Here is a 20,873-nt window from a genome sequence, read left to right as displayed (position 1 = left end):
GGGAGCCAAGGAAACCGGCACGTCCGAAGACGTCCCACGCACAGCTGCCATAACTCTGAATCGCAGGCGTAAAAACGTCTGGAGTCGTGATGGGACTGTTGCGCTTGACTTGACTAGACGGGTTTCCAAGCCCGATCGCTGATTGGTCAGCGACGTCCGGAGACTATCCCGTCAAAGAAAAGCGCAACAAGGCGGCAAATTGCCCAACAGCAAGATTCGGAGTTTGCCTACAAGGTCCTAAGGCGTCATCCGATATTTCGACACCCCCAGTAAACGAAGACAGGCGCGACGAGCGATTTTCCAGGCCGGTGCATCCTTTGAGTCGTTGCGCCAAACGCCTGGTTCCCGCGTTGTCATGAGGGCACTGAAGCAATAGGCGAAACGGCAAATCCCCGGCCAGTAACCGTCGTTAACAATTGACTGGGGAATCGGGGTGGTTGGGCACCTCTGAAGCTCATACATTTATTCCTTTGAGGTTATATTCCTTTGGTGGCATATTTGTATGAAATGGGACGTCGAATACACGGATGAATTTGAGGCCTGGTGGGATCGCCTGAACGAGGCCGAGCAGGACTCGGTTCAGGCCACGGTGATGTTGCTGGGCGAGGATGGTCCACACTTGGGTTTCCCATATACCAGCGATATCAAGGGTTCACGGCATGGCAACCTCCGTGAGTTAAGGGGGCAGCATGCTGGCAGGCCGTACCGTGTGCTGTACGCGTTTGATCCACGGCGCAGCGCGATCCTGCTGATTGGCGGTGATAAAACCGGCCAGGAGCGTTGGTATGCGGAACACGTGCCACTGGCCGAGCGTCTCTACGACGAGCACTTGGAAACATTGATGAAAGAGGGCTATGACAATGGCTAAAAAATTTGCTGATTTGGTGGCACGTCGCTCTCCAGAGTCTCAAGCGCGTGTCGAGGCCTTGCATCAGAAGCTACGGGCTCAAATGCCGTTGCACGAGTTGCGCCAGGCGCAAGCGTTGAGTCAGGACACACTGGCCAGGACACTGCATGTCAACCAGGCGGCGATCTCCAAGATGGAGCGGCGAACGGACATGTACATCAGTACTTTGCGCAACTACATCCGCGCCATGGGTGGCGAGCTGGAAATCATCGCCACTTTCCCCGAGGGCCAGGTGAAGATCGAGAACTTTGCCAATTGAGACGATAAAAACGCCTCTGCAAAAACCGATCAGCCAGACACGCAAAAGCCGCGCAATGCGCGGCTTTCTTGTTTGGTGGGCCCACACGGACTTGAACCGTGGACCAAAGGATTATGAGTCCTCTGCTCTAACCAACTGAGCTATAGGCCCTCAGTAGGTCGCGGATTATAGCGACGGTTTCGCGGCTGTGCTATCCGAAAAAGCCATTACGGTTGTACGAAGAAACGTCGCGGCGAATTCGTCGGGGGGCAAGGGCAGGCTGACGATGTAGCCCTGGATCTGTTCGCAGCCCTCGGCGGCGAGGAATTGCTGTTGCGCCTGGGTCTCGACGCCTTCGGCAATCACGGTGAATTGCATGCTGCGCCCGAGGGCGATGATGGCGCGTACGATCGCCGCATCGTGGGGGTCGTCCGGCAGGCCGCGGACGAAGGACTGGTCGATCTTGAGGATGTCCAGCGGCAGGCGCTTGAGGTAGCTCAGGGACGAGTAGCCGGTGCCGAAGTCATCGATGGCCAGTTGCACGCCCAGATGTTTGAGTTGATGCAGCACCGCCAGCGCTTCTTCGGCCTGGCTCATGATGAAGTTTTCGGTAATTTCCAGTTGCAGGAATCCGGGGTTGAGGCCGTTGTCCTTGAGTAACTGTTCGATGCGGCCCAGCAGGTTGGGCTGGCGCAATTGGGCGCCGGCAAGGTTGACCGACAGCGGGCCGGGGCTTTCGTACAGCCGGTGCCATTCGGCCATCTGCCGGCAGGCGGTTTCCAGGACCCAGTCGCCGATTTGCAGGATCATGCCGTTTTCTTCAGCCAGCGGGATGAAGTGTTCCCGCGGCACGTCGCCAAAGGTCGGGTGGCGCCAGCGGATCAGGGCTTCGGCGCCGACCAGGCTGTAGTCGTCGAGGCTGATTTTCGGTTGGTAGCACAGGTGCAATTCGTTGCGCTCGATGGCGCGGCGCAGTTCGTGTTCCAGCGCCACGCGTTCGCTGGCCTGGGCGGTGAGGTCGCGGGTGTAGCTTTCGACGCGGTTGCGGCCCTTGGCCTTGGAGCGGTACATCGCCGCGTCGGCGTTCTTGATCAGCGTGGCAACATCGCAGCCATCCTTGGGATAGAGGCTGGTGCCGATGCTGGAGCTGATGAAAAACTCGTGTTCGCCGGCCTGGAACGGCGCGGCGAAACAATTGAGCAATTTGGTGGCGATGTTGTCGGCATCACTGGATTGTTGCAGGCCCGGCAGCAGGATAATGAACTCGTCACCACCCAGGCGTGCCACGGTATCGATGTCCCGCAACTGCTCCTTGAGACGTACGGCAATGCCCTTGAGCAGCAGGTCGCCCACCGGGTGGCCGAGGCTGTCGTTGATGTGCTTGAAGCGGTCAAGGTCAAGGAACAGCACGGCGCCCTGGCCGCCGTTCTCCTGCTGGTTGTTGAGTGCCATCAGCAAGCGGTTTTCGAACAGCGTGCGGTTCGGCAGGCCGGTCAGCGGGTCGTGGTGCGCCTGGTAGTCGAGCTTGGCCTGGGCATGCTTGAGGCTGGAGATGTCGGCGAATACCGCGACAAAGTGGGTGATGAACTTGTCACGGTTGCGCACGGCGCTGATGGTCAGCCAGCTCGGGTACAGCTCGCCATTTTTGCGCCGATTGGAAATCTCGCCCTGCCAATGACCTTCGGCAGTCAATTGATGCCACATGGCCGCGTAGAACGCGCTGTCATGCAAGCCCGAAGCGAGCAGCCGTGGCGTGTGGCCCAGCGCTTCGCTTTCGCTGTAACCGGTGATTTCGGTGAAGGCACGGTTGACCGCACTGATGTGCTGTTGGGTATCGGTGATCAGAACGCCTTCGGCGGTGCTTTCGAACACGGTCGCGGCTTGTTGCAGTTTTTCCTGCATCAGGTGCCGCTCGGTGATGTCCCGGGCGATGGTCAGCATGCAGTCGTCATCGCCGATCGGCAGCGGACGGCTGGACACTTCACAGAGGCGGATCTGCCCGTCGCTGCGGCGGATATGGCAACTGAAGTCGCGGACAAAACCGTCCCGATGCAGCAGGTCGAGCATTTGTTTGCGTTCATTGAGATTGACCCAGATCCCCAGGTCCAGCACCGAGCGATCCACCGACATGGCGCTGTTGAATCCGGTGATGCGACTGAAACCCTCGTTGACCTCCATCAGCAAGCCGTCGCTTTGCCGCGACAGCAGCAGGCCGTCGGGGGACGCATGGAAAGCCTTGGCGAACTTCTCTTCGGATGTTTGCAGTTGTTGCTGGGTTTCCTTGAGCTGGGTGATGTCCCGCACCACGACCACCAGCGCCGGTGTCATGTCGAGGTCGAACGGTTCGGCGGAGATCAGCCCGGTGAACACCTGGCCGTTGCTGCGACGAAAGGGCATTTCCAGGTTGCGGATGCTGCCGGCCTGCAAGCGTTGCAACAGACCCGGACCAACGCCGGGAATCCCCCAGATGTTCAGGTCGGTGGCGGTCAGTCCAATGACGTCCTCGGCCTTGAGGCCGATCTGTTCTTCGAACGCTTCGTTGACCTCCAGCAGGCAACCGTCGCTCAGGCGGGCGATCACCAGAATGTCAGGGCATTGCTGGAACACGGAAGCGAATTTCTGTTCCGACAGGCGCAGCGCTTCTTCGGTGCGCTTGGCGTCGGTGATGTCGATCATCAACCCGCGCATCACCGGCTCATGCCCATGCTCGATCAGGCTGACGATGTCGCGCACCCACAGGCAGCGCCCGTCGGCGGTAATCACCCGGTAATCGAGGCGGTGATCGCGTCCGGCCAGCACTTCGTGATCGCAGAAAGTCTGGGCACGAATCAGGTCGGCGGGGTGAATGATGTTGCGCCAGAAGCCCGGAATCAGCCAATGGGAGAGGGGATAGCCAAGAAGATCTTCGGCGTGGGGCGACACATAGCTGTAGGTGTAGTCGGTGACCCTTGCCTCCCAGGCGATGGCCGACAGGCTCTCTACCAGGCCGCGATAGTGGTACTCGCTGCTGCGCAGTTCCTGTTCAAGATCGACCCGGCGGGCGATTTCCGAACTCAAGCGGCGGTTGATGCGGATAACCGCCGCCAGCACCAGGGTCAGCAGCAGCAACCCGGGCAGGCCATACACCAGCAGGTCATTCCAGAAAGTTCGATGATCAATGACGTTGCCGACCCAATGCTCCTGAATGGCGCTGATTTCGGCGGGGCTCATGTCCGCCAGGACTTTGTCGAGAATGCCGACGAGGATTGCGTTGTCGCGGGGTACTGCCATGGCCAGTTGATAGCGATAGGGGGTTTCACCGCTGACATACAACCCGTCGAGCTTGAGCTGACGCAGGCTCCAGACGCTGGACGCCAGATCGCCCACCACCGCATCCACTGCTCCGGTGGCCAGCGCCTGTAACGTCGAACTGACATTGGGCATCGCCACCAGGTTCAGGTCGGGATTGTGGGTGCGCAGCAGTTCGTGGGGGGCGTAGTTTTCCACCACGGCGATTTTCAGGCCATACAGGTCTTGCAGGTTGTGTGGCTGGGCGCCCCTGACATGGGCCAGGATGACGATCGGAAAATCCAGATAGGGGCGGGTGAACGACAGGTATTTCTGGCGTTCAGGGGTCGACATGATGCCCGGCAGCAGGTCGATTTTGCTCTTTTTGGCTTGTTCCAGGACGGCGGTCCAGCTCACCGGCTCGATGGGCGTGAGCCGGGTTTTCAGCCTTTGGCGAATAACCTCGATGTAATCCGCGGCAAGGCCCTGGTAGCGGCCCTCATCGTCGCGAAACTCGAAGGGCGGCCACGATGCATCGACACCCAGGCGCAAGTCCGGGTGAGCCGCCAGCCAGCTACGTTCATCCTCAGTTAGAGTCAGCGCGCCAGCCGTTGCGGTCCAGGTCATGAGCGACAGCAAAAAAAGCACGGTCGGCAGTCTGGGCATAACGGTCTCGTTATGGCTCTGGGGAATGTTTCGAGTGTAGACGGGCTACAGGGCGGAGGGGAGGTGTGGAGATATTAATCTGCCATAAAACAAAACCCCCGGCCTGGGCCGGGGGTTTTGTGATTACTCGTCGAGGAAGGAGCGTAGATGCTCGCTTCTCGTCGGGTGGCGCAGCTTGCGCAACGCCTTGGCTTCGATCTGACGAATCCGCTCACGGGTCACGTCAAACTGCTTACCAACCTCTTCGAGGGTGTGGTCGGTATTCATGTCGATACCGAAACGCATGCGCAGTACCTTGGCTTCACGGGCAGTGAGGCCGGACAGCACTTCGCGAGTCGCTTCTTTCAGGCTCTCAACGGTTGCAACATCGATTGGCGACTGCATGGTCGAGTCTTCGATGAAGTCACCCAGATGGGAGTCTTCGTCATCACCGATCGGCGTTTCCATGGAGATCGGCTCTTTAGCGATCTTCAATACCTTGCGGATCTTGTCCTCAGGCATTTCCATGCGTTCGCCCAGCTCTTCCGGGGTCGGTTCGCGACCCATTTCCTGCAGCATCTGCCGGGAAATGCGGTTGAGCTTGTTGATCGTCTCGATCATGTGCACCGGAATACGGATGGTGCGGGCCTGGTCGGCGATCGAGCGAGTGATCGCCTGACGGATCCACCAGGTGGCATAAGTCGAGAACTTGTAGCCGCGACGGTATTCGAACTTGTCTACCGCTTTCATCAAGCCGATGTTGCCTTCCTGGATCAGATCGAGGAATTGCAGGCCACGGTTGGTGTACTTCTTGGCGATCGAGATCACCAGACGCAAGTTGGCTTCAACCATCTCTTTCTTCGCGCGGCGGGCCTTGGCCTCACCGATCGACATGCGACGGTTGATGTCCTTGATCTCGGCGATGGTCAAACCGGTTTCGGTTTCCAGCGCGGTCAGCTTCTGCTGGCAACGGACGATGTCCGGCTGCAGGCGGCCAATGGCTTCAGCGTATTTGCTTTTGCCTTTGGCCAGGGCGTCACTCCAGCTTTCGTCGACTTCGTTGCCCGGGAACTGGCGCAGGAAGTCTGCACGCGGCATGCGCGCATCACGAACGCAGAGCTGCATGATTGCACGCTCTTGCTGACGCAGGCGATCCAGGGCACTGCGAACACGCTCGACCAAGGCTTCGAATTGCTTCGGTACCAGTTTGATCGGCATGAACAGGTCGGCCAGGGCCAGCAACTCGGCAATCGCTGCCTTGTTGTGACGACCGTGCTTTTTCAGCGCCTTGCGGGTGATTTCCATCTGATCGGCCACAGCGCCAAAACGCTGGGCGGCGATGATCGGATCCGGACCGCTTTCGGCTTCTTCCTCGTCATCCGAGGCTTCACCGTCTTCGTCGTCGGCGTCGTCATCCGCCTTGACGGCTTTCGCGTCAATCGGTGGCGGCACTTCTGCCGCAGGCGGCGCGATGCCGTCGTCCGGGTCGATATAACCGCTCAGGACGTCGGACAGGCGGCCACCTTCGGTGGTGACGCGGGTGTACTCGGAGAGAATATGATCAACCGTGCCAGGGAAGTGCGCGATGGCGCTCATCACCTCACGGATGCCCTCTTCAATACGCTTGGCGATTTCAATTTCGCCTTCACGTGTGAGGAGCTCCACCGTACCCATTTCGCGCATGTACATGCGCACCGGGTCGGTAGTGCGACCAATATCGGTCTCGACCGCAGCCAACGCGGCAGCGGCCTCTTCGGCTGCGGCTTCGTCGGTATCGGCGTCGGCCAGCATAAGGGAATCCTTATCTGGCGCAACCTCGAATACGTTGATCCCCATGTCATTGATCATGCGGATGATGTCTTCCACCTGTTCCGGATCTGAAATATCCTCCGGCAGGTGGTCGTTGACCTCCGCGTAAGTCAGGTAGCCCTGCTCACGACCAAGTGTGATCAACTCTTTGATACGAGACTGCTGTTGCGCTTTTCCGGACATAACACCCTATCCACTGAAGGTCTTGGCGGGCAAAAAACAAGCCGAGGATTATACCTGAGCTATGACCTCACGCGCCAGTTGAGGTCGGGTTTGATGCGGAAACATTGCGACTTAAAAGGTCGCGCAGTTGGTTTTTCTCTTCGGTGCTCAATTCACTTTGACGTGCTTTTCGAAGAAGTTGTTCCAGGTTTCGCTCGCGTTGACGGGCTGACAAGCTAGTAATGGTGTCGAAAAACTGTTGTTCAAGGTTGTCTCCATCAATCAGCCATTCCTTTTCCGCCAGGGCCTTGAGCAAGCGGCCCTGCTCTGTGCCGTGCCAGCGGGCAATCAGCTGAATTGAGTTTAGCTTGGGATTCTTCTGCACGGCCTCGAGCAGCGCCACCAGCAATTGTGTGTTGGTGTGATCCTCGGCGGCGAAGTGCCCGGCATCCTCGACTTTCTCGGCCAGTTGCGGGTGATGCAGCAGCGTGCGCAAGGCGGCGAGGGTCGGCGGTTCTACGGCGGCGGGCACTCGTGGCGCACGGGGTTGATCGCGATCACCGCCCCGTTTGCCATTCTTGTCCCACGGCTTCTTGTCCCATTTCTTGCCTCCTGCACCGGGCTTCTTTGGCGTCCATTCCTGCTGCGGCACATACATGTCCTGTGCCTGCGGCTGATGATAGTCGCTGTAATCGGGCATCGCGTCGTAATCGATGCCGGGGTCATAGGCCGGCGGTGCTTCCTGCGGGGCGCTTTGTGCCAGCTGGCTCACCGCTTCGCCGCTCAGGCCGGTGATTTCGCTCAGGCGCTGACGCATCAGGGTGCGCAGGTTGGCGCCCGGAACTTTGTCGATCAGCGGTGCGGCGAGGGTGGCCATGTGGGCCTTGCCCTCGAGCGAGCGCGGGTCGGCTTCCTCCGTCAATTGCTGGAAGAAGTAATCGGCCAGGGGCTGTGCATGTTGGTTGATCCGTGCGCGGAAGGCGTCCGTGCCTTCGGAGCGGACCAGGGTGTCCGGATCCTCACCCTCGGGCAGGAACAGAAAACGTGCACGACGACCGTCCTGCAGGCTCGAAAGTGTTGCCTCCAGTGCCCGCCAGGCCGCGTTGCGACCGGCCTGATCGCCGTCGAAGCAGAACAGCACGCTGGGCACGACGCGAAACAGTCGCTTGAGGTGCTCTTCGCTGGTGGCGGTACCCAGGGTCGCGACGGCATTGCGCAGGCCTTGCTGAGCCAGGGCAATGACGTCCATGTAACCTTCGACGACGATGATCTCGTCGAGGTTGCGGTTGGTCTTGCGCGCTTCGTACAGGCCGTAGAGTTCCTGGCCCTTGTGGAATACCGGGGTTTCCGGGGAGTTCAGGTACTTCGGCTTGTCGTCGCCCAATACCCGGCCGCCAAAGGCGATGACACGCCCGCGGCTGTCGCGGATTGGGAACATCACTCGGTCGCGGAAGCGGTCGTAACGTTTGCCGCTTTCGGCGTTTTCGATCAGCAGGCCGGCATCGATCATGGCTTTTTGTTGCAGGGTATCGCTGCTCAAGTGCTTGAACAGGTTGTCCCAGCCAGGCGGCGCAAAGCCCAGGCCGAAGTCCCGGGCGATTTCGCCGGTCAGCCCGCGACCTTTCAGGTAGTCCACGGCGGCTTTGCGCGATGGATGGCTTTTCAAGGCCTGGCGATAAAAGTCGGCGGCGGCGCTGAGCAGCGGATACAGCGGCGAATCGGTCGGCTGCCGCGGCTTGTGCGGCCGCCCGCTTTCTTCGCGGGGGATTTCCATGCCGGCGGCTTTGGCCAGTTCTTCGACCGCCTGGACGAAATCCAGGTTGTCGTGGTCCATGATGAAGCCGAGGGCGTTGCCGCCAGCGCCGCAGCCGAAGCAGTAATAGAACTGCTTGTCGGGACTGACGCTGAACGAGGGCGTCTTTTCCTTGTGGAACGGGCAGCAGGCGGTGTGGTTCTTGCCGGCCTTTTTCAATTGCAGGCGCGAGCTGACCACATCGACGATGTCGGTGCGGTTCAGAAGGTCGTCAATGAAGCTCTGGGGAATTAGCCCGGCCATGGCGTTCTCGTCATCTGCGCTGAAAGGAGCCCGAAACGTACGGCGACCGAACGCGGGCATTGATTGAGGCGCGCAAAGTGTGCGGCTCGACCAGTGTCGTCTGCGTAATCGCTGTCGGGAAGTGTATCTGCCGAAAATCCACTGACGTTAATGCCAATCAGTATTCGACTGTTTGAATGTGTTGCGCTGAATCCGCTGCGGCCAAACACAGGCCTCGGATAGCTCATCATTCGGCACGCAAGCAGGCGCCTTGGGCTGATCGTCGTGAGAGGAATCAGTGGGTGTGCTCGTCAGTAGCCTTGAAAGGCTCGTCAGAAAAGACGTGCACCGCTGGCAAAAGAGCCAGGTCTGACGCGGAAAAGCAGATTTGTCTCGGTCGCGTCTGCGGCTTCGACAGTGAAGCATCAAGCGTTTTACGCAAATGCCATAAGCCCGGCTGAGGGCCGGGCTTGGCAGAAGCTTGCTACGGTCGTCTGTGTATTAGTACAGACGAACGGCGCGGCGCTGTTCGCGCTGAACTTTCTTGGCGTGACGCTTAACAGCAGCAGCTGCTTTGCGCTTACGCTCAGAAGTTGGCTTCTCGTAAAATTCGCGGCTACGAACTTCAGCCAGTACACCGGCTTTTTCGCAGGAGCGCTTGAAACGACGCAGAGCTACGTCGAAGGGTTCGTTCTCTTTTACTTTGACGGCTGGCATCCAGAGCTACCTTCATTCATTACCGGGGTCAACATCCTCGCGGCAAAAGAGCACTTGAAGACGTCGGTTTTTAAGGGTTGCGGATGTTAACCCCTCATCGCTCGGAATGCAAAGCCTCTGATCGAAAACCGCTGGTCGGGGCATCCCGCGACGACTATTATGCGCGCCTTCGAATTCAGCCTAAACAAGGCGCAAACCCATGCTAGTACTGGGATTAGAAACCTCCTGCGACGAAACCGGCGTCGCATTATATGACAGTGAACGCGGGCTGTTGGCCGATGCGCTTTTCAGTCAGATCGACCTGCACCGCGCCTATGGTGGCGTGGTGCCGGAGCTGGCCTCGCGCGATCACGTCAAGCGCATGCTGCCCTTGATTCGTCAGGTGTTGGCCGAGGCCGACTGCGTGCCGACCGAGATCGACGCCATCGCCTATACCGCGGGTCCTGGCCTGGTCGGTGCCTTGCTGGTGGGGGCTTCCTGCGCCCAGGCGCTGGCCTTTGCCTGGGGCATTCCGGCCCTCGGCGTACACCACATGGAAGGCCACTTGCTGGCACCGATGCTGGAGTCGCAACCGCCGGAATTTCCGTTCGTCGCTTTGTTGGTCTCCGGAGGTCATACGCAGCTGGTTCAGGTCGACGGAATTGGTCAGTACACGCTCTTGGGCGAGACCCTGGATGATGCTGCCGGCGAAGCTTTCGACAAGACGGCCAAGATGATGGGCCTCAATTATCCGGGCGGGCCGGAAATCGCTCGCCTGGCAGAGCAGGGGGTTGCAGGGCGTTTCGTTTTCCCGCGTCCGATGTGCGACCGCCCGGGCCTGGATTTCAGCTTCAGTGGCCTGAAAACCTTTGCGTTGAATACCTGGCAACAGTGCGTCAGTGCCGGGGACGACGGCGAGCAAGCCCAATGCGACATCGCGCTGGCGTTCCAGCAGGCCGTGGTGGAGACTTTGACCATCAAGTGCAAGCGTGCCCTTAAGGCCGCCGGCATGAAGCGCCTGGTGATCGCGGGGGGCGTCAGTGCCAACAAGGCGTTGCGCGCTTCTCTGGAGAAAATGCTCGGCGATATGAAGGGCGATGTGTTTTATGCCCGTCCGCAGTTCTGTACCGATAACGGCGCGATGATCGCCTTTGCCGGCTGTCAGCGCTTGCAGGCCGGTCAGCAGGAAAGCCTGGCGATCAGCGTGCAGGCACGCTGGCCGATGGAGCAGTTGTCGGCGTTGTGATGAGCGGCGCTCATGTCCGGCCGCTAGAAATGCCGTTCGCGCCCGGCAAACAGGTCGCGTAGATTGCCGCGATGGCGCCAGACGATCAGCCCGGTGAGCGTGCTCATGGGCAGCAGGGCCGCTGGTTCTTGCCAGGCCAGCAAAGGCAGGGTCAGCGGCGTGGCGATCAGGGCGGCCAGGGAGCTGGTGCGGGTCAGGTAGAACGTCAAGAGCCAGGCGCAGACCGCCAGAAGGGCGGCGGGCGGGTACAGCCCCAGCAGCATGCCGGCAGCGGTGGCGACACCCTTGCCTCCGCGAAAGCGGAAGTACAGCGGAAACAGATGGCCGATGACGGCATAGACGCCGATCCAGGCTTGTTCCTGCTGCGAAAGGCCCGCGAGACGCGCTATCAGTACCGGCAGCAGGCCTTTGCAAAGGTCGCCGAGCAGGGTCAGGATGGCGAGTTTCTTGCCGGCCAGGCGCAGCATGTTGGTGGCGCCGGCATTGCCCGAGCCACTCATTCGCGGATCGGGGTTACCGGTCAGGCGGCTGAGCAAAATGGCAAAGGACAGAGAGCCGAGCAGGTAGGCGAGGATCGCCAATAACCAAAACATGCTAACTATTCCGGGCGAGGAAGCCCTGATTCTAACGGCGCATTGCGCCCTTGTCGTGTAGCGGAGAGAAGTGCTTGGACAGAGTGTTTATCGAGGGCCTGGAAGTCGACACGGTGATTGGTGCCTACGACTGGGAGCGAGGCATCCGACAGTGCTTGCGTCTTGACCTGAGCTTCGCCTGGGATAATCGCCCGGCCGCAGCCGGTGATGACCTGACCCTGGCGCTCGACTACGCCAGTGTTTCCTCGCGTATCCAGGCGTTTGCCGAGCAGGCGCAATACCAGTTGGTCGAGACCTTTGCCGAGCGTCTGGTTGAAGTGCTGATGAGCGAATTCAAGATCACCTGGGTGCGTCTGAAGCTGACCAAGCCCGGTGCGGTCCCGGCTGCCACCGGTGGTGTGGGCGTGGAGATCGAGCGCGGATGTCGCTGACTCAGGTGTACCTCGGGCTCGGTAGCAATATCGAGCGTGAAACCCATTTGCGGGCGGGGCTCGATGCTTTGGCGGCGTTCCTTGTCGATATCCGCTGTTCGGCAGTGTTCGAAAGCCAGCCGGTGGGCATCAAGAGCGGGCCGTTCTTCAATTTCGTGGTATCGGCGTATACCGATCTGCCGCTGATTGAGCTTGATCGTCGCCTGAAGTTCATTGAGGCGGATAACGGTCGTTACGCACCGGATCGCAGAGGTTTGCCGCTGGATATCGACGTGTTGTTGTTCGGCGACCTGGTGGGAAACTTCGATGGCTTGATCTTGCCGCGGGCAGAAATCCTGAAAAATGCGTTCGTTCTGTGGCCATTGTCGCTGATCGCGCCAGACAGAGTGCATCCAGGTGTAGGCAAAAGTTTTGCGACTTTGTGGGGCGAAGCTCAGATCGATCAGGTCTTGGCGCCGGTGGCATTCGAGTGGCGCGGCGAACAGCTGACCCCTTCGAATTTGTTGTAAGGCAAAAGATCGCAGCCTTCGGCAGCTCCTACAGAGGATTGATGTGCACCCTGTAGGAGCTGCCGAAGGCTGCGATCTTTTGCTCTTCAGGCATTGTCTTTATAAGCCTTCAACGCCTTGAGCCGCTCACGCTTGATCGCCTCGCCCAACTCTGGTCCCTTGAAACCCTTCTCCAGCAGTGGCTGCACCGCAATACTGCGCGCCGCAGTTGCCGCGCCGCGCAGATAATCCGCCTGTGGATAACTTCTCTGCTCCAACCCTTCGCGTCCCCGTGCATCCATCTCGCATGCCGCGATGAACTCCTCGAACCGTTGCGGCCGACGGTAAACGTCGAAGCTTTGCAGCAATTCCAGTAATGTCGATGGCTTCAGCTCCAGGGCACGATGCCCGTGGGTGTGGTACTCGCCCACCAGCATTGCCAGTTCCTGGCAGTCTCTCGGCGCCTTGAAGCGTTCGTTGACCGCTTTGATCAGCTTCAGGCCCTTGAACTCGTGGGCAATGTGCCGCGGCCATTCCTCTTCTGGCGTCAGGCCCTTGCCCAGGTCGTGCAGCAGGCAGGCCCAGCGCACGGTCAGCGGCTGTTTGTGCAGTGCTGCTTGCTGCAACACGCTCAGGGTATGTGCGCCAGTATCGATTTCCGGGTGATGGGCCGGGGGCTGCGGGACGCCGAACAGTGCGTCGACCTCCGGCATCAGCACCTTGAGTGCGCCACATGCGCGCAACACCTCGATAAACACCTGTGGCTGATCTTCCATCAGGGCGCGGGAGATTTCCTTCCAGCTGCGCTCGGGAGTCAGCGCCTCAAGCTCACCTGACTCGCTGAGTTGACGCATCAGTTCCAGGGTTTCCGGGGCGACGGTAAAGCCCAGCGCGGTATATCGTGCGGCAAAGCGGGCAACGCGCAGGACCCTGAGTGGATCCTCGGCAAACGCCGGGGAAACATGGCGCAGCAGGCGCGCTTCGAGATCGCGCTGGCCGTGGTAGGGGTCGGTCAGGTTCTGCTGATCGTCTTCGGCCATGGCGTTGATGGTCAGGTCGCGACGGATCAGGTCTTCTTCAAGGGTGACTTCAGGGCTGGCGTGAAAAGTGAACCCGCCGTAACCGCGCCCGCTTTTGCGCTCGGTGCGGGCGAGGGCGTATTCCTCACCGCTTTTGGGATGAAGGAACACCGGGAAATCCGCGCCCACCGGGCGAAAGCCCTTGGCGAGCATTTCTTCGGTGGTGGCGCCAACCACGACCCAGTCGATATCGGTGACCGGTTTGCCCAGCAGGCGATCACGTACCGCACCGCCGACTTTATAAATACGCATAAAAAACCTCCGTTAGCTCGACAGGATAACCGCTGCATCGAGCTTTCGGAGGCGCAAAGCGGATCAAAGATGGATGACAGCCAGGTCCAGTCGACCGTAATCACCTTCGCTGTGCTCGTTTCGGGGCGGCACATGGTGGGTTTTCATCACGGTGTCCCCTTGCAGGGTTTCCAGGTGAATGTCGAAACCCCAGAGGCGGTGCAGGTGTTTGAGCACTTCTTCGGTCGAGTCGCCCAGCGGTTTGCGGTCGTGTTGCTGGTGACGCAGGGTCAGGGAACGGTCACCACGGCGGTCGATGCTGTAGATCTGCACGTTGGGCTCGCGATTGCCCAGGTTGTACTGCGCGGCCAGGGTTTCGCGGATGATGCGGTAGCCACCTTCGTCGTGAATGGCGGGCACCAGCAAGTCGTCCTTCTGGTCGTCATCGAGAATGCTGAACAGCTTGAGGTCGCGGATCACCTTGGGTGAGAGGTACTGCAGGATGAAGCTCTCATCCTTGAAGCTGCTCATGGCGAACTTGATGGCTGCCAGCCAGTCGGTACCGGCAATGTCGGGGAACCAGTGGCGATCTTCTTCCGTGGGCTCTTCGCACATGCGACGGATGTCACGGTACATGGCAAACCCCAGGGCATATGGGTTGATGCCACTGTAGTAAGGGCTATCGAAGCCCGGCTGGAACACCACGCTGGTGTGGGACGTCAGGAACTCCATCATGAAGCCGTCGGTGACCAGGCCCTCGTCGTACAGATCGTTCATCAGGGTGTAGTGCCAGAACGTGGCCCAACCTTCGTTCATCACCTGGGTCTGGCGCTGTGGATAAAAATACTGGGCGATCTTGCGCACGATGCGCACGATTTCCCGCTGCCATGGCTCCAGCAGTGGCGCATGTTTTTCGATGAAGTACAGGATGTTTTCCTGAGGTTCGGCGGGGAAACGTGCGTTGTCCTTGTCGCTGTACTTGTCCGCGCCTTTGGGAATGGTGCGCCACAGATCGTTGATCTGTTTCTGCAAATGCTCTTCCCGGTCCTTTTGCCGGCGGCGCTCTTCTTCCGCGGAAATCGGATAGGGGCGTTTGTAGCGGTCGACGCCATAGTTCATCAGTGCATGGCAGGAGTCGAGCAGGTCCTCGACCGCGTCGATGCCGTGGCGCTCCTCGCATTGCATGATGTACTGCTTGGCAAACACCAGGTAATCGATGATCGAGCTGGCGTCGGTCCAGGTGCGGAACAGGTAATTACCTTTGAAAAAGCTGTTGTGCCCGTAGCAGGCATGGGCCACCACCAGCGCTTGCATGCAGATGGTGTTTTCTTCCATCAGGTAGGCAATGCACGGGTCGGAGTTGATCACGATCTCGTACGCCAGACCCATCTGGCCGCGGGTGTAGGATTTTTCAGTGCTGAGGAAGTGCTTGCCGTAGGACCAGTGGTGATAACCCAGAGGCATACCGACAGAGGCGTAGGCATCCATCATCTGTTCGGCGGTGATCACTTCGATCTGGTTCGGGTACGTATCGAGGGCGTAACCCGCCGCAATGCGACTGATTTCGCGGTCGTACGCCTGGATCAGCTCGAACGTCCATTCGGAGCCGGTGGAAATGGGTTGGCGCTTCTGCTCTTTGGCGGTCATGTCACTAACCTGCGCTGGAAGAGTTCACGGAAGACCGGATAGATATCCCCGGCCGAGACCAGTTGTTGCTGGGCAAACGTGTCGGAAAAGGCTTCGGCGATGCGCTCGTATTCGAACCAAAGGGCCTGGTGTTCGCGCGGGGTGATCTCAACGTAAGTGTAGTACTGCACGAATGGCATGATCTGGTTGATCAGGATGTCGCGGCAGATCGGAGAGTCGTCGTTCCAGTTGTCGCCATCGGAGGCTTGGGCGGCGTAAATGTTCCACTCGTTGCTCGGGTAGCGTTCGGCCATGATCTCTTGCATCAGTTTCAGGGCGCTGGAGACGATGGTGCCGCCGGTTTCACGGGAGTAGAAAAACTCTTCTTCATCCACTTCGCGGGCGCTGGTGTGATGGCGGATGAACACGACGTCGATCTTGTCGTAGTTCCGCTTCAGAAACAGGTACAGCAGGATAAAGAAGCGCTTGGCGATGTCCTTGGTCGCCTGGGTCATCGAGCCGGACACGTCCATCAGGCAGAACATCACGGCCTTGGAACTGGGGTTGGGCTGCTTGATGAGCAGGTTGTATTTGAGGTCGAACGTGTCGAGAAACGGCACGCGGTGAATGCGCGCGCTGAGTTTTTCGATTTCAGCTTCGATTTCCTGAATATCGCCGAAGTTGTCTGGTTCTTCCTGTTTGAGTCGCAGAAGCTCTTCCTTGGCCTCACGCAGTTTTGCCCGGCTGCTGCCGGACAGGGCGATGCGCCGGGCGTGGGCTGAGCGCAGGGTGCGGATGATGTTGATCCGCGACGGGTTGCCCTCGTTGCTGATCCCGGCCCGCACGGTCTTGAAGGTGTCGGTGCCGGTCAGGTTGCGTTTGACCAGGTTGGGCAGTTCCAGATCCTCGAACATGAATTCAAGGAACTCTTCCTGGGTGATCTGGAAGACGAATTCGTCCATCCCTTCGCCGGAATTGCCGGCCTTGCCGGGGCCTCGACCGCCACCGCCTCCCGGTGGTCGGGCGATATGTTCTCCACTGGTGAACTCCTTGTTACCCGGGTGCACGACCGTCTGCTTGCCGCCGCGCCCGTGATGAAGCACCGGCTCGTCGATGTCGCGGCCGGGAATGCTGATTTGTTCGCCGTGTTCCATATCGGTAATGGAGCGCCGGCTGACCGCCTCTTCGACAGCCTTTTTAATGTGATCACGGTAGCGCCGCAGAAACCGCTGGCGGTTCACCGTGCTCTTGTTCTTGCCATTGAGACGTCGGTCGATCACATAGCTCATGACTGCTCCTTAGAAGCTGTCCTGAAAGGGGCGAGCGGTGATACAGCATCGAACCGAGAGCCGAGGGATATTGAACGCTCCCCCCAAGCGCCTTGGATGCTGCCTGAACTCGCTACCGACTTTCGAACACCTTCCAGAGGCCTGTGTAACAGAAAAAGCGCACACAGGTCTCTGGCTGACGACAACCGGTCTGACCGGCAGCGGGTTATTGTGATTTTCTGACCCGCAGGTACCACTCGGACAGCAGTCGTACCTGTTTGTCGGTGTAACCCCGCTCGACCATCCGTGTGACGAAGTCGTTGTGTTTTTGCTGGTCCTCCTTGCTGGCCTTGGCGTTGAAGCTGATGACCGGTAGCAGGTCCTCGGTGTTGGAGAACATTTTCTTCTCGATGACCACCCGCAGTTTTTCGTAGCTGAGCCAGGTCGGGTTCTTGCCGTTGTTGTTGGCCCGGGCGCGCAGGACGAAGTTGACGATTTCGTTGCGGAAATCCTTCGGATTGCTGATGCCGGCCGGTTTTTCGATTTTCTCCAGTTCTTCGTTCAGGGCGACGCGGTTGAGGATTTCGCCGGTTTCCGGGTCGCGGTATTCCTGGTCCTGGATCCAGAAGTCGGCGTACAACACGTAGCGATCGAAGATGTTCTGGCCGTACTCGCTGTAGGACTCGAGGTAGGCAGTCTGGATCTCCTTGCCGATGAACTCGATGTAGCGCGGTGCCAGGTACTCCTTGAGGAAGCGCAGATAGCGTTCGCGGGTCTCGGCCTGGAACTGTTCCTGTTCGATCTGTTGTTCCAGCACATAAAGCAGATGTACCGGGTTGGCGGCAATTTCGTGCGGATCGAAGTTGAACACCTTCGACAGGATCTTGAACGCGAAGCGGGTCGAGAGACCGTTCATGCCTTCGTCGACACCGGCGTTGTCGCGGTATTCCTGGATCGATTTGGCTTTCGGATCGGTGTCCTTGAGGTTCTCGCCGTCGTAAACGCGCATCTTCGAATAGATGTTGGAGTTTTCCGGCTCTTTAAGGCGCGAGAGTACGGTGAACTGGGCCAGCATCTTCAGGGTGTCCGGCGCGCAATGCGCCTTGGCCAGCGAACTGTTGAACAGCAGCTTGTCGTAGATCTTCACTTCGTCACTGACCCGCAGGCAATACGGCACCTTGACGATGTAGATCCGGTCGATGAATGCTTCGTTGTTCTTGTTGTTGCGGAAGGTGTGCCACTCCGATTCGTTGGAGTGCGCCAGCAGGATCCCGGTGAACGGAATCGCGCCAAGGCCTTCGGTACTGTTGTAGTTGCCTTCCTGTGTGGCAGTCAGCAACGGGTGCAGCACCTTGATCGGTGCCTTGAACATTTCGACGAATTCCATCAGGCCCTGGTTGGCCCGGCAGAGAGCGCCCGAGTAGCTGTAGGCGTCGGCGTCGTTCTGCGGGAATTCCTCCAGCTTGCGGATATCGACCTTGCCCACCAGTGCCGAAATGTCCTGGTTGTTTTCGTCACCAGGTTCGGTCTTGGCCACGGCAATCTGGTTGAGGATCGATGGGTAGAGTTTCACTACGCGGAACTGGCTGATGTCGCCACCGAATTCGGCCAGGCGCTTGGTCGCCCATGGCGACATGATGGTGTTGAGGTAGCGCCGTGGAATGCCAAAGTCTTCCTCGAGGATCGCTCCATCTTCAGTGGAGTTGAACAGACCCAGGGGCGACTCGAAAACCGGCGAGCCCTTGATCGCGTAGAAGGGCACTTTTTCCATCAGCTGCTTGAGCTTCTCGGCCAGGGACGATTTGCCGCCACCGACAGGGCCGAGCAGGTACAGGATCTGTTTCTTCTCTTCCAGGCCCTGAGCGGCGTGGCGGAAATACGACACGATCTGGTCGATGCATTCTTCCATCCCGTGGAAGTCTTCAAAGGCCGGATAGCGGCGGATGACCTTGTTGGAGAAGATGCGCGAAAGCCTCGAGTTGGTCGAGGTGTCGAGCAGTTCCGGTTCACCGATGGCCAGCAGTAGACGCTCGGCGGCGGAAACGTAGGCGCTGCGGTCTTTTTTGCACAGCTCAAGATACTCTTGCAGTGAGAGTTCTTCCTGGCGTGTGGACTCGAAGCGTTGTTGGAAGTGGCTAAAGATACTCATGACGTCACCTCGCTCGATACTTGGAGCCGACGCCGGATCACTCAGTCGATGCTGGCAGCAACCGAACAGGCGATTGCTGTTTACCCCCCAGAACTCTCCCGGAGCTGACGACTCCGAAAGCTACTCCCGATGACCCGTGCGCCGGTGTACCGGCTCTCCCCTGTTTTGGATGGCCTGGGCTTAAGGATAGTTGGGAATTCGGGAGGTAAAGGCGAGATACGTAATTAGTTGTGGCAGACCGTTCGTCTGCCACCGCGCTAGCCCGCGGGAGCCGGGGCCTGCAACGTTACAAAAAAATTATTCGGCAGTGCCTTGCGCCGTTTCCGCCGGATAGGTCGTACGCCACAACTCGAATCCGCCATCCATGCTGTAGACGTCGGAGAAGCCCTGGCTGATCAGGTAGGCGGCCGCACCCTGGCTGGAATTGCCGTGATAGCAGACCACCACGGTCGGCGCATCGAGGTCGGCACCCTGGATGAAAGCGTGCAGGGAATGATTGTCCAGATGCTTCGAGCCTGCGATATGCAGGGCGGCAAAAGTGGCCGGATCGCGGACGTCGACCACCACTGCGCCTTGTTCGCGCAGGGCCTGGGCCTGTTCCGGGGGGATACGTTTGAATTCGCTCATGGCGGGCTCCTGTGGCTCGGCTGAATGGGCAGTCTAGCGCGGTGCGCTGGCTGGCGATGTTTGGGGAATTGATGAGGCGACTGGCGGCACGGCATGGCCGTGTTCGTCGCATTTGCAGGACAGGCGCTCAAAGCTGTCGACGTTCATCAGGGTCAGGGCACCGCCCCAGACGCAGCCAGTGTCGAGGGCCGAGATGCCAGGCTCATTGATATTGCCTTCCAGTGCTGCCCAGTGGCCGAAGATGATCTTCAGGCCCTTGGTCTTGCGTTCCTTGTGCTGGAACCAGGGTTTGTAGCCGGGTGGTGCGGTACCGAGGCCTTCCTTGCTCTTGAGGTCGAGTTTGCCTTCGGCGGTGCAAAAACGCATGCGGGTGAAATAGTTTGTGATCACTCGCAGGCGCGTCACGCCCTTGAGGTCATTGTCCCATTTCGCCGGATCGTTGCCGTACATGCCATCGAGGTAGGGCGGCAGCAGGTTGTCGTCACGCAAGGCAGTCTCGACTTCGGCAGCACACTTCAAGGCTTTGCGCAGCGACCACTGGGGTGGAATGCCGGCATGGACCAGTGCCACGTTGCGCTGTTCGTCGTAGTGCATGAGCTTTTGCTGGCGCAGCCATTCGAGCAGTTCGGCGCTATCCGGCGCTTCGATGATCTCGTGCAGGGTGTCGGCCTTCTTCAGGCGTTCGATGTTGCGTCCGGCCGCCAGCAGGTGCAGGTCGTGGTTGCCGAGCACGCACACCAGCGATTCGCGGATGCTATAGAGGAAGCGCAGGGTTTCCAGCGACTGCGGGCCGCGGTTGACCAGGTCGCCCACCAGCCACAGGCGATCCCGTTGAGGGTCGAACGCCACTTGTTTGAGCAGGCATTGCAGGGCCTGAAGGCAGCCTTGCAGGTCGCCAACAGCGTAGGTTGCCATCAGTGCAGGGCTCCGGGCACCGCCAGGCGGAAGGGCGCGATGATGGCATCGAAATGTTTGCCGTCGTCGGAAAGCATCTGATAGGTGCCTTGCATGGTGCCGACCTTGGTGGTCATCACCGTGCCGCTGCTGTAGGTGTGGCTCTTGCCCGGTTCGATCAGCGGTTGCTGGCCGACCACGCCTGCGCCGCGGACTTCTTCGACATGTCCGTCACCATCGGTGATGACCCAGTGCCGTGAAAGCAGTTTGGCGGGCATTTCGCCATTGTTTTGCACGGTAATGGTGTAGGCGAAGGCAAAGCGGTCGTGCTCGGGTTGCGATTGTTCTGCCAGATAGCGGGTGACGACGCTGACGTCGACCTGATAACGAGGATCGGACATGCAAGAGGCCTTAAAAACGAAGCGGGACGCGGGGCGTAGCTGATGGGGTTCAGTCTAGGCCAAGTATCGGGTAGTAGACCA

General features: G+C 59.3%; 17 protein-coding genes and 1 tRNA gene. 5 read left to right on the top strand and 13 right to left on the bottom strand.

Features of this window, described 5'->3' with window-relative positions:
- Nucleotides 1–502: 502 nt before the first annotated feature.
- Nucleotides 503–868 carry a type II toxin-antitoxin system RelE/ParE family toxin gene (locus CD175_RS18735; protein WP_104450009.1) on the top strand — a complete coding sequence of 122 codons (366 nt, stop codon included), beginning with the start codon at nt 503–505 and terminating at the stop codon, nt 866–868.
- Nucleotides 861–1,166 (top strand): XRE family transcriptional regulator, encoded by a 306-nt coding sequence (locus tag CD175_RS18730; protein ID WP_008051594.1) that lies wholly within the window; start codon nt 861–863, stop codon nt 1,164–1,166. The genes CD175_RS18735 and CD175_RS18730 overlap by 8 nt, the downstream gene beginning before the upstream one ends.
- Before the next feature lie 73 nt (nt 1,167–1,239).
- On the opposite strand, the gene CD175_RS18725 is transcribed toward CD175_RS18730, so the two are convergent.
- The 5 genes from CD175_RS18725 to rpsU all read right to left on the bottom strand — a co-directional run bounded on the left by CD175_RS18725 (nt 1,240) and on the right by rpsU (nt 9,780).
- A tRNA-Ile gene (locus CD175_RS18725) sits at nt 1,240–1,316 on the bottom strand.
- Nucleotides 1,317–1,331: 15 nt separating this feature from the next.
- Entirely contained in the window at nt 1,332–5,078 is a 3,747-nt protein-coding gene (locus tag CD175_RS18720; protein WP_104450008.1) for an EAL domain-containing protein, read from the bottom strand.
- A gap of 123 nt (nt 5,079–5,201) precedes the next feature.
- Nucleotides 5,202–7,049 (bottom strand): RNA polymerase sigma factor RpoD, encoded by a 1,848-nt coding sequence (rpoD, locus tag CD175_RS18715; RefSeq protein WP_104450007.1) that lies wholly within the window; start codon nt 7,047–7,049, stop codon nt 5,202–5,204.
- Between the two features lie 67 nt (nt 7,050–7,116).
- On the bottom strand, nt 7,117–9,084 hold the full coding sequence (gene dnaG, locus CD175_RS18710; protein ID WP_007980233.1) for a DNA primase: 1,968 nt from the start codon (nt 9,082–9,084) through the stop codon (nt 7,117–7,119).
- A gap of 480 nt (nt 9,085–9,564) precedes the next feature.
- Nucleotides 9,565–9,780 carry a 30S ribosomal protein S21 gene (gene rpsU, locus CD175_RS18705; protein ID WP_002551877.1) on the bottom strand — a complete coding sequence of 72 codons (216 nt, stop codon included), beginning with the start codon at nt 9,778–9,780 and terminating at the stop codon, nt 9,565–9,567.
- Between the two features lie 199 nt (nt 9,781–9,979).
- On the opposite strand from rpsU, the gene tsaD reads away from it, so the two are divergent.
- Nucleotides 9,980–11,005, top strand: coding sequence for a tRNA (adenosine(37)-N6)-threonylcarbamoyltransferase complex transferase subunit TsaD (gene tsaD / locus CD175_RS18700; RefSeq protein ID WP_104450006.1), 1,026 nt, complete (start codon nt 9,980–9,982; stop codon nt 11,003–11,005).
- 23 nt (nt 11,006–11,028) lie between these two features.
- Here the strand turns inward: tsaD and plsY are convergent, their stop codons facing one another.
- Nucleotides 11,029–11,598 (bottom strand): glycerol-3-phosphate 1-O-acyltransferase PlsY, encoded by a 570-nt coding sequence (gene plsY, locus CD175_RS18695; RefSeq protein ID WP_007993197.1) that lies wholly within the window; start codon nt 11,596–11,598, stop codon nt 11,029–11,031.
- A gap of 74 nt (nt 11,599–11,672) precedes the next feature.
- Between plsY and folB the strand changes: the two genes are divergently transcribed.
- A complete protein-coding gene (folB, locus tag CD175_RS18690; protein ID WP_007980224.1) occupies nt 11,673–12,029 on the top strand; it encodes a dihydroneopterin aldolase in 357 nt (118 codons plus the stop codon).
- A complete protein-coding gene (gene folK, locus CD175_RS18685; protein ID WP_104450005.1) occupies nt 12,020–12,538 on the top strand; it encodes a 2-amino-4-hydroxy-6-hydroxymethyldihydropteridine diphosphokinase in 519 nt (172 codons plus the stop codon). The genes folB and folK overlap by 10 nt, the downstream gene beginning before the upstream one ends.
- Nucleotides 12,539–12,624: 86 nt before the next feature.
- Here folK and CD175_RS18680 read toward each other — a convergent pair whose 3' ends face one another.
- From CD175_RS18680 to apaG, 7 genes are all read right to left on the bottom strand, one after another.
- Nucleotides 12,625–13,848 (bottom strand): multifunctional CCA addition/repair protein, encoded by a 1,224-nt coding sequence (locus CD175_RS18680; protein ID WP_104450004.1) that lies wholly within the window; start codon nt 13,846–13,848, stop codon nt 12,625–12,627.
- 63 nt (nt 13,849–13,911) lie between these two features.
- The gene (locus CD175_RS18675; protein WP_104450003.1) at nt 13,912–15,474 is read right to left on the bottom strand and encodes a SpoVR family protein; all 1,563 of its coding nucleotides are present in this window, start codon (nt 15,472–15,474) and stop codon (nt 13,912–13,914) included.
- On the bottom strand, nt 15,471–16,742 hold the full coding sequence (locus CD175_RS18670; protein WP_007980218.1) for a YeaH/YhbH family protein: 1,272 nt from the start codon (nt 16,740–16,742) through the stop codon (nt 15,471–15,473). The genes CD175_RS18675 and CD175_RS18670 overlap by 4 nt, the downstream gene beginning before the upstream one ends.
- 205 nt (nt 16,743–16,947) lie before the next feature.
- A complete protein-coding gene (locus tag CD175_RS18665; RefSeq protein ID WP_007980217.1) occupies nt 16,948–18,870 on the bottom strand; it encodes a PrkA family serine protein kinase in 1,923 nt (640 codons plus the stop codon).
- 297 nt (nt 18,871–19,167) lie between these two features.
- On the bottom strand, nt 19,168–19,497 hold the full coding sequence (gene glpE / locus CD175_RS18660; protein WP_104450002.1) for a thiosulfate sulfurtransferase GlpE: 330 nt from the start codon (nt 19,495–19,497) through the stop codon (nt 19,168–19,170).
- Between the two features lie 33 nt (nt 19,498–19,530).
- A complete protein-coding gene (locus CD175_RS18655) occupies nt 19,531–20,412 on the bottom strand; it encodes a symmetrical bis(5'-nucleosyl)-tetraphosphatase (protein ID WP_015097067.1) in 882 nt (293 codons plus the stop codon).
- On the bottom strand, nt 20,412–20,792 hold the full coding sequence (gene apaG, locus CD175_RS18650) for a Co2+/Mg2+ efflux facilitator ApaG/CorD (protein WP_095944860.1): 381 nt from the start codon (nt 20,790–20,792) through the stop codon (nt 20,412–20,414). Before apaG ends, CD175_RS18655 begins: the two co-directional genes overlap by 1 nt.
- Nucleotides 20,793–20,873: the final 81 nt, after the last annotated feature.

This window comes from Pseudomonas laurylsulfatiphila (genome assembly GCF_002934665.1).
Taxonomy (GTDB): Bacteria; Pseudomonadota; Gammaproteobacteria; order Pseudomonadales; family Pseudomonadaceae; genus Aquipseudomonas; species Aquipseudomonas laurylsulfatiphila.
This window is presented reverse-complemented; position numbering and strand designations above follow the sequence as displayed.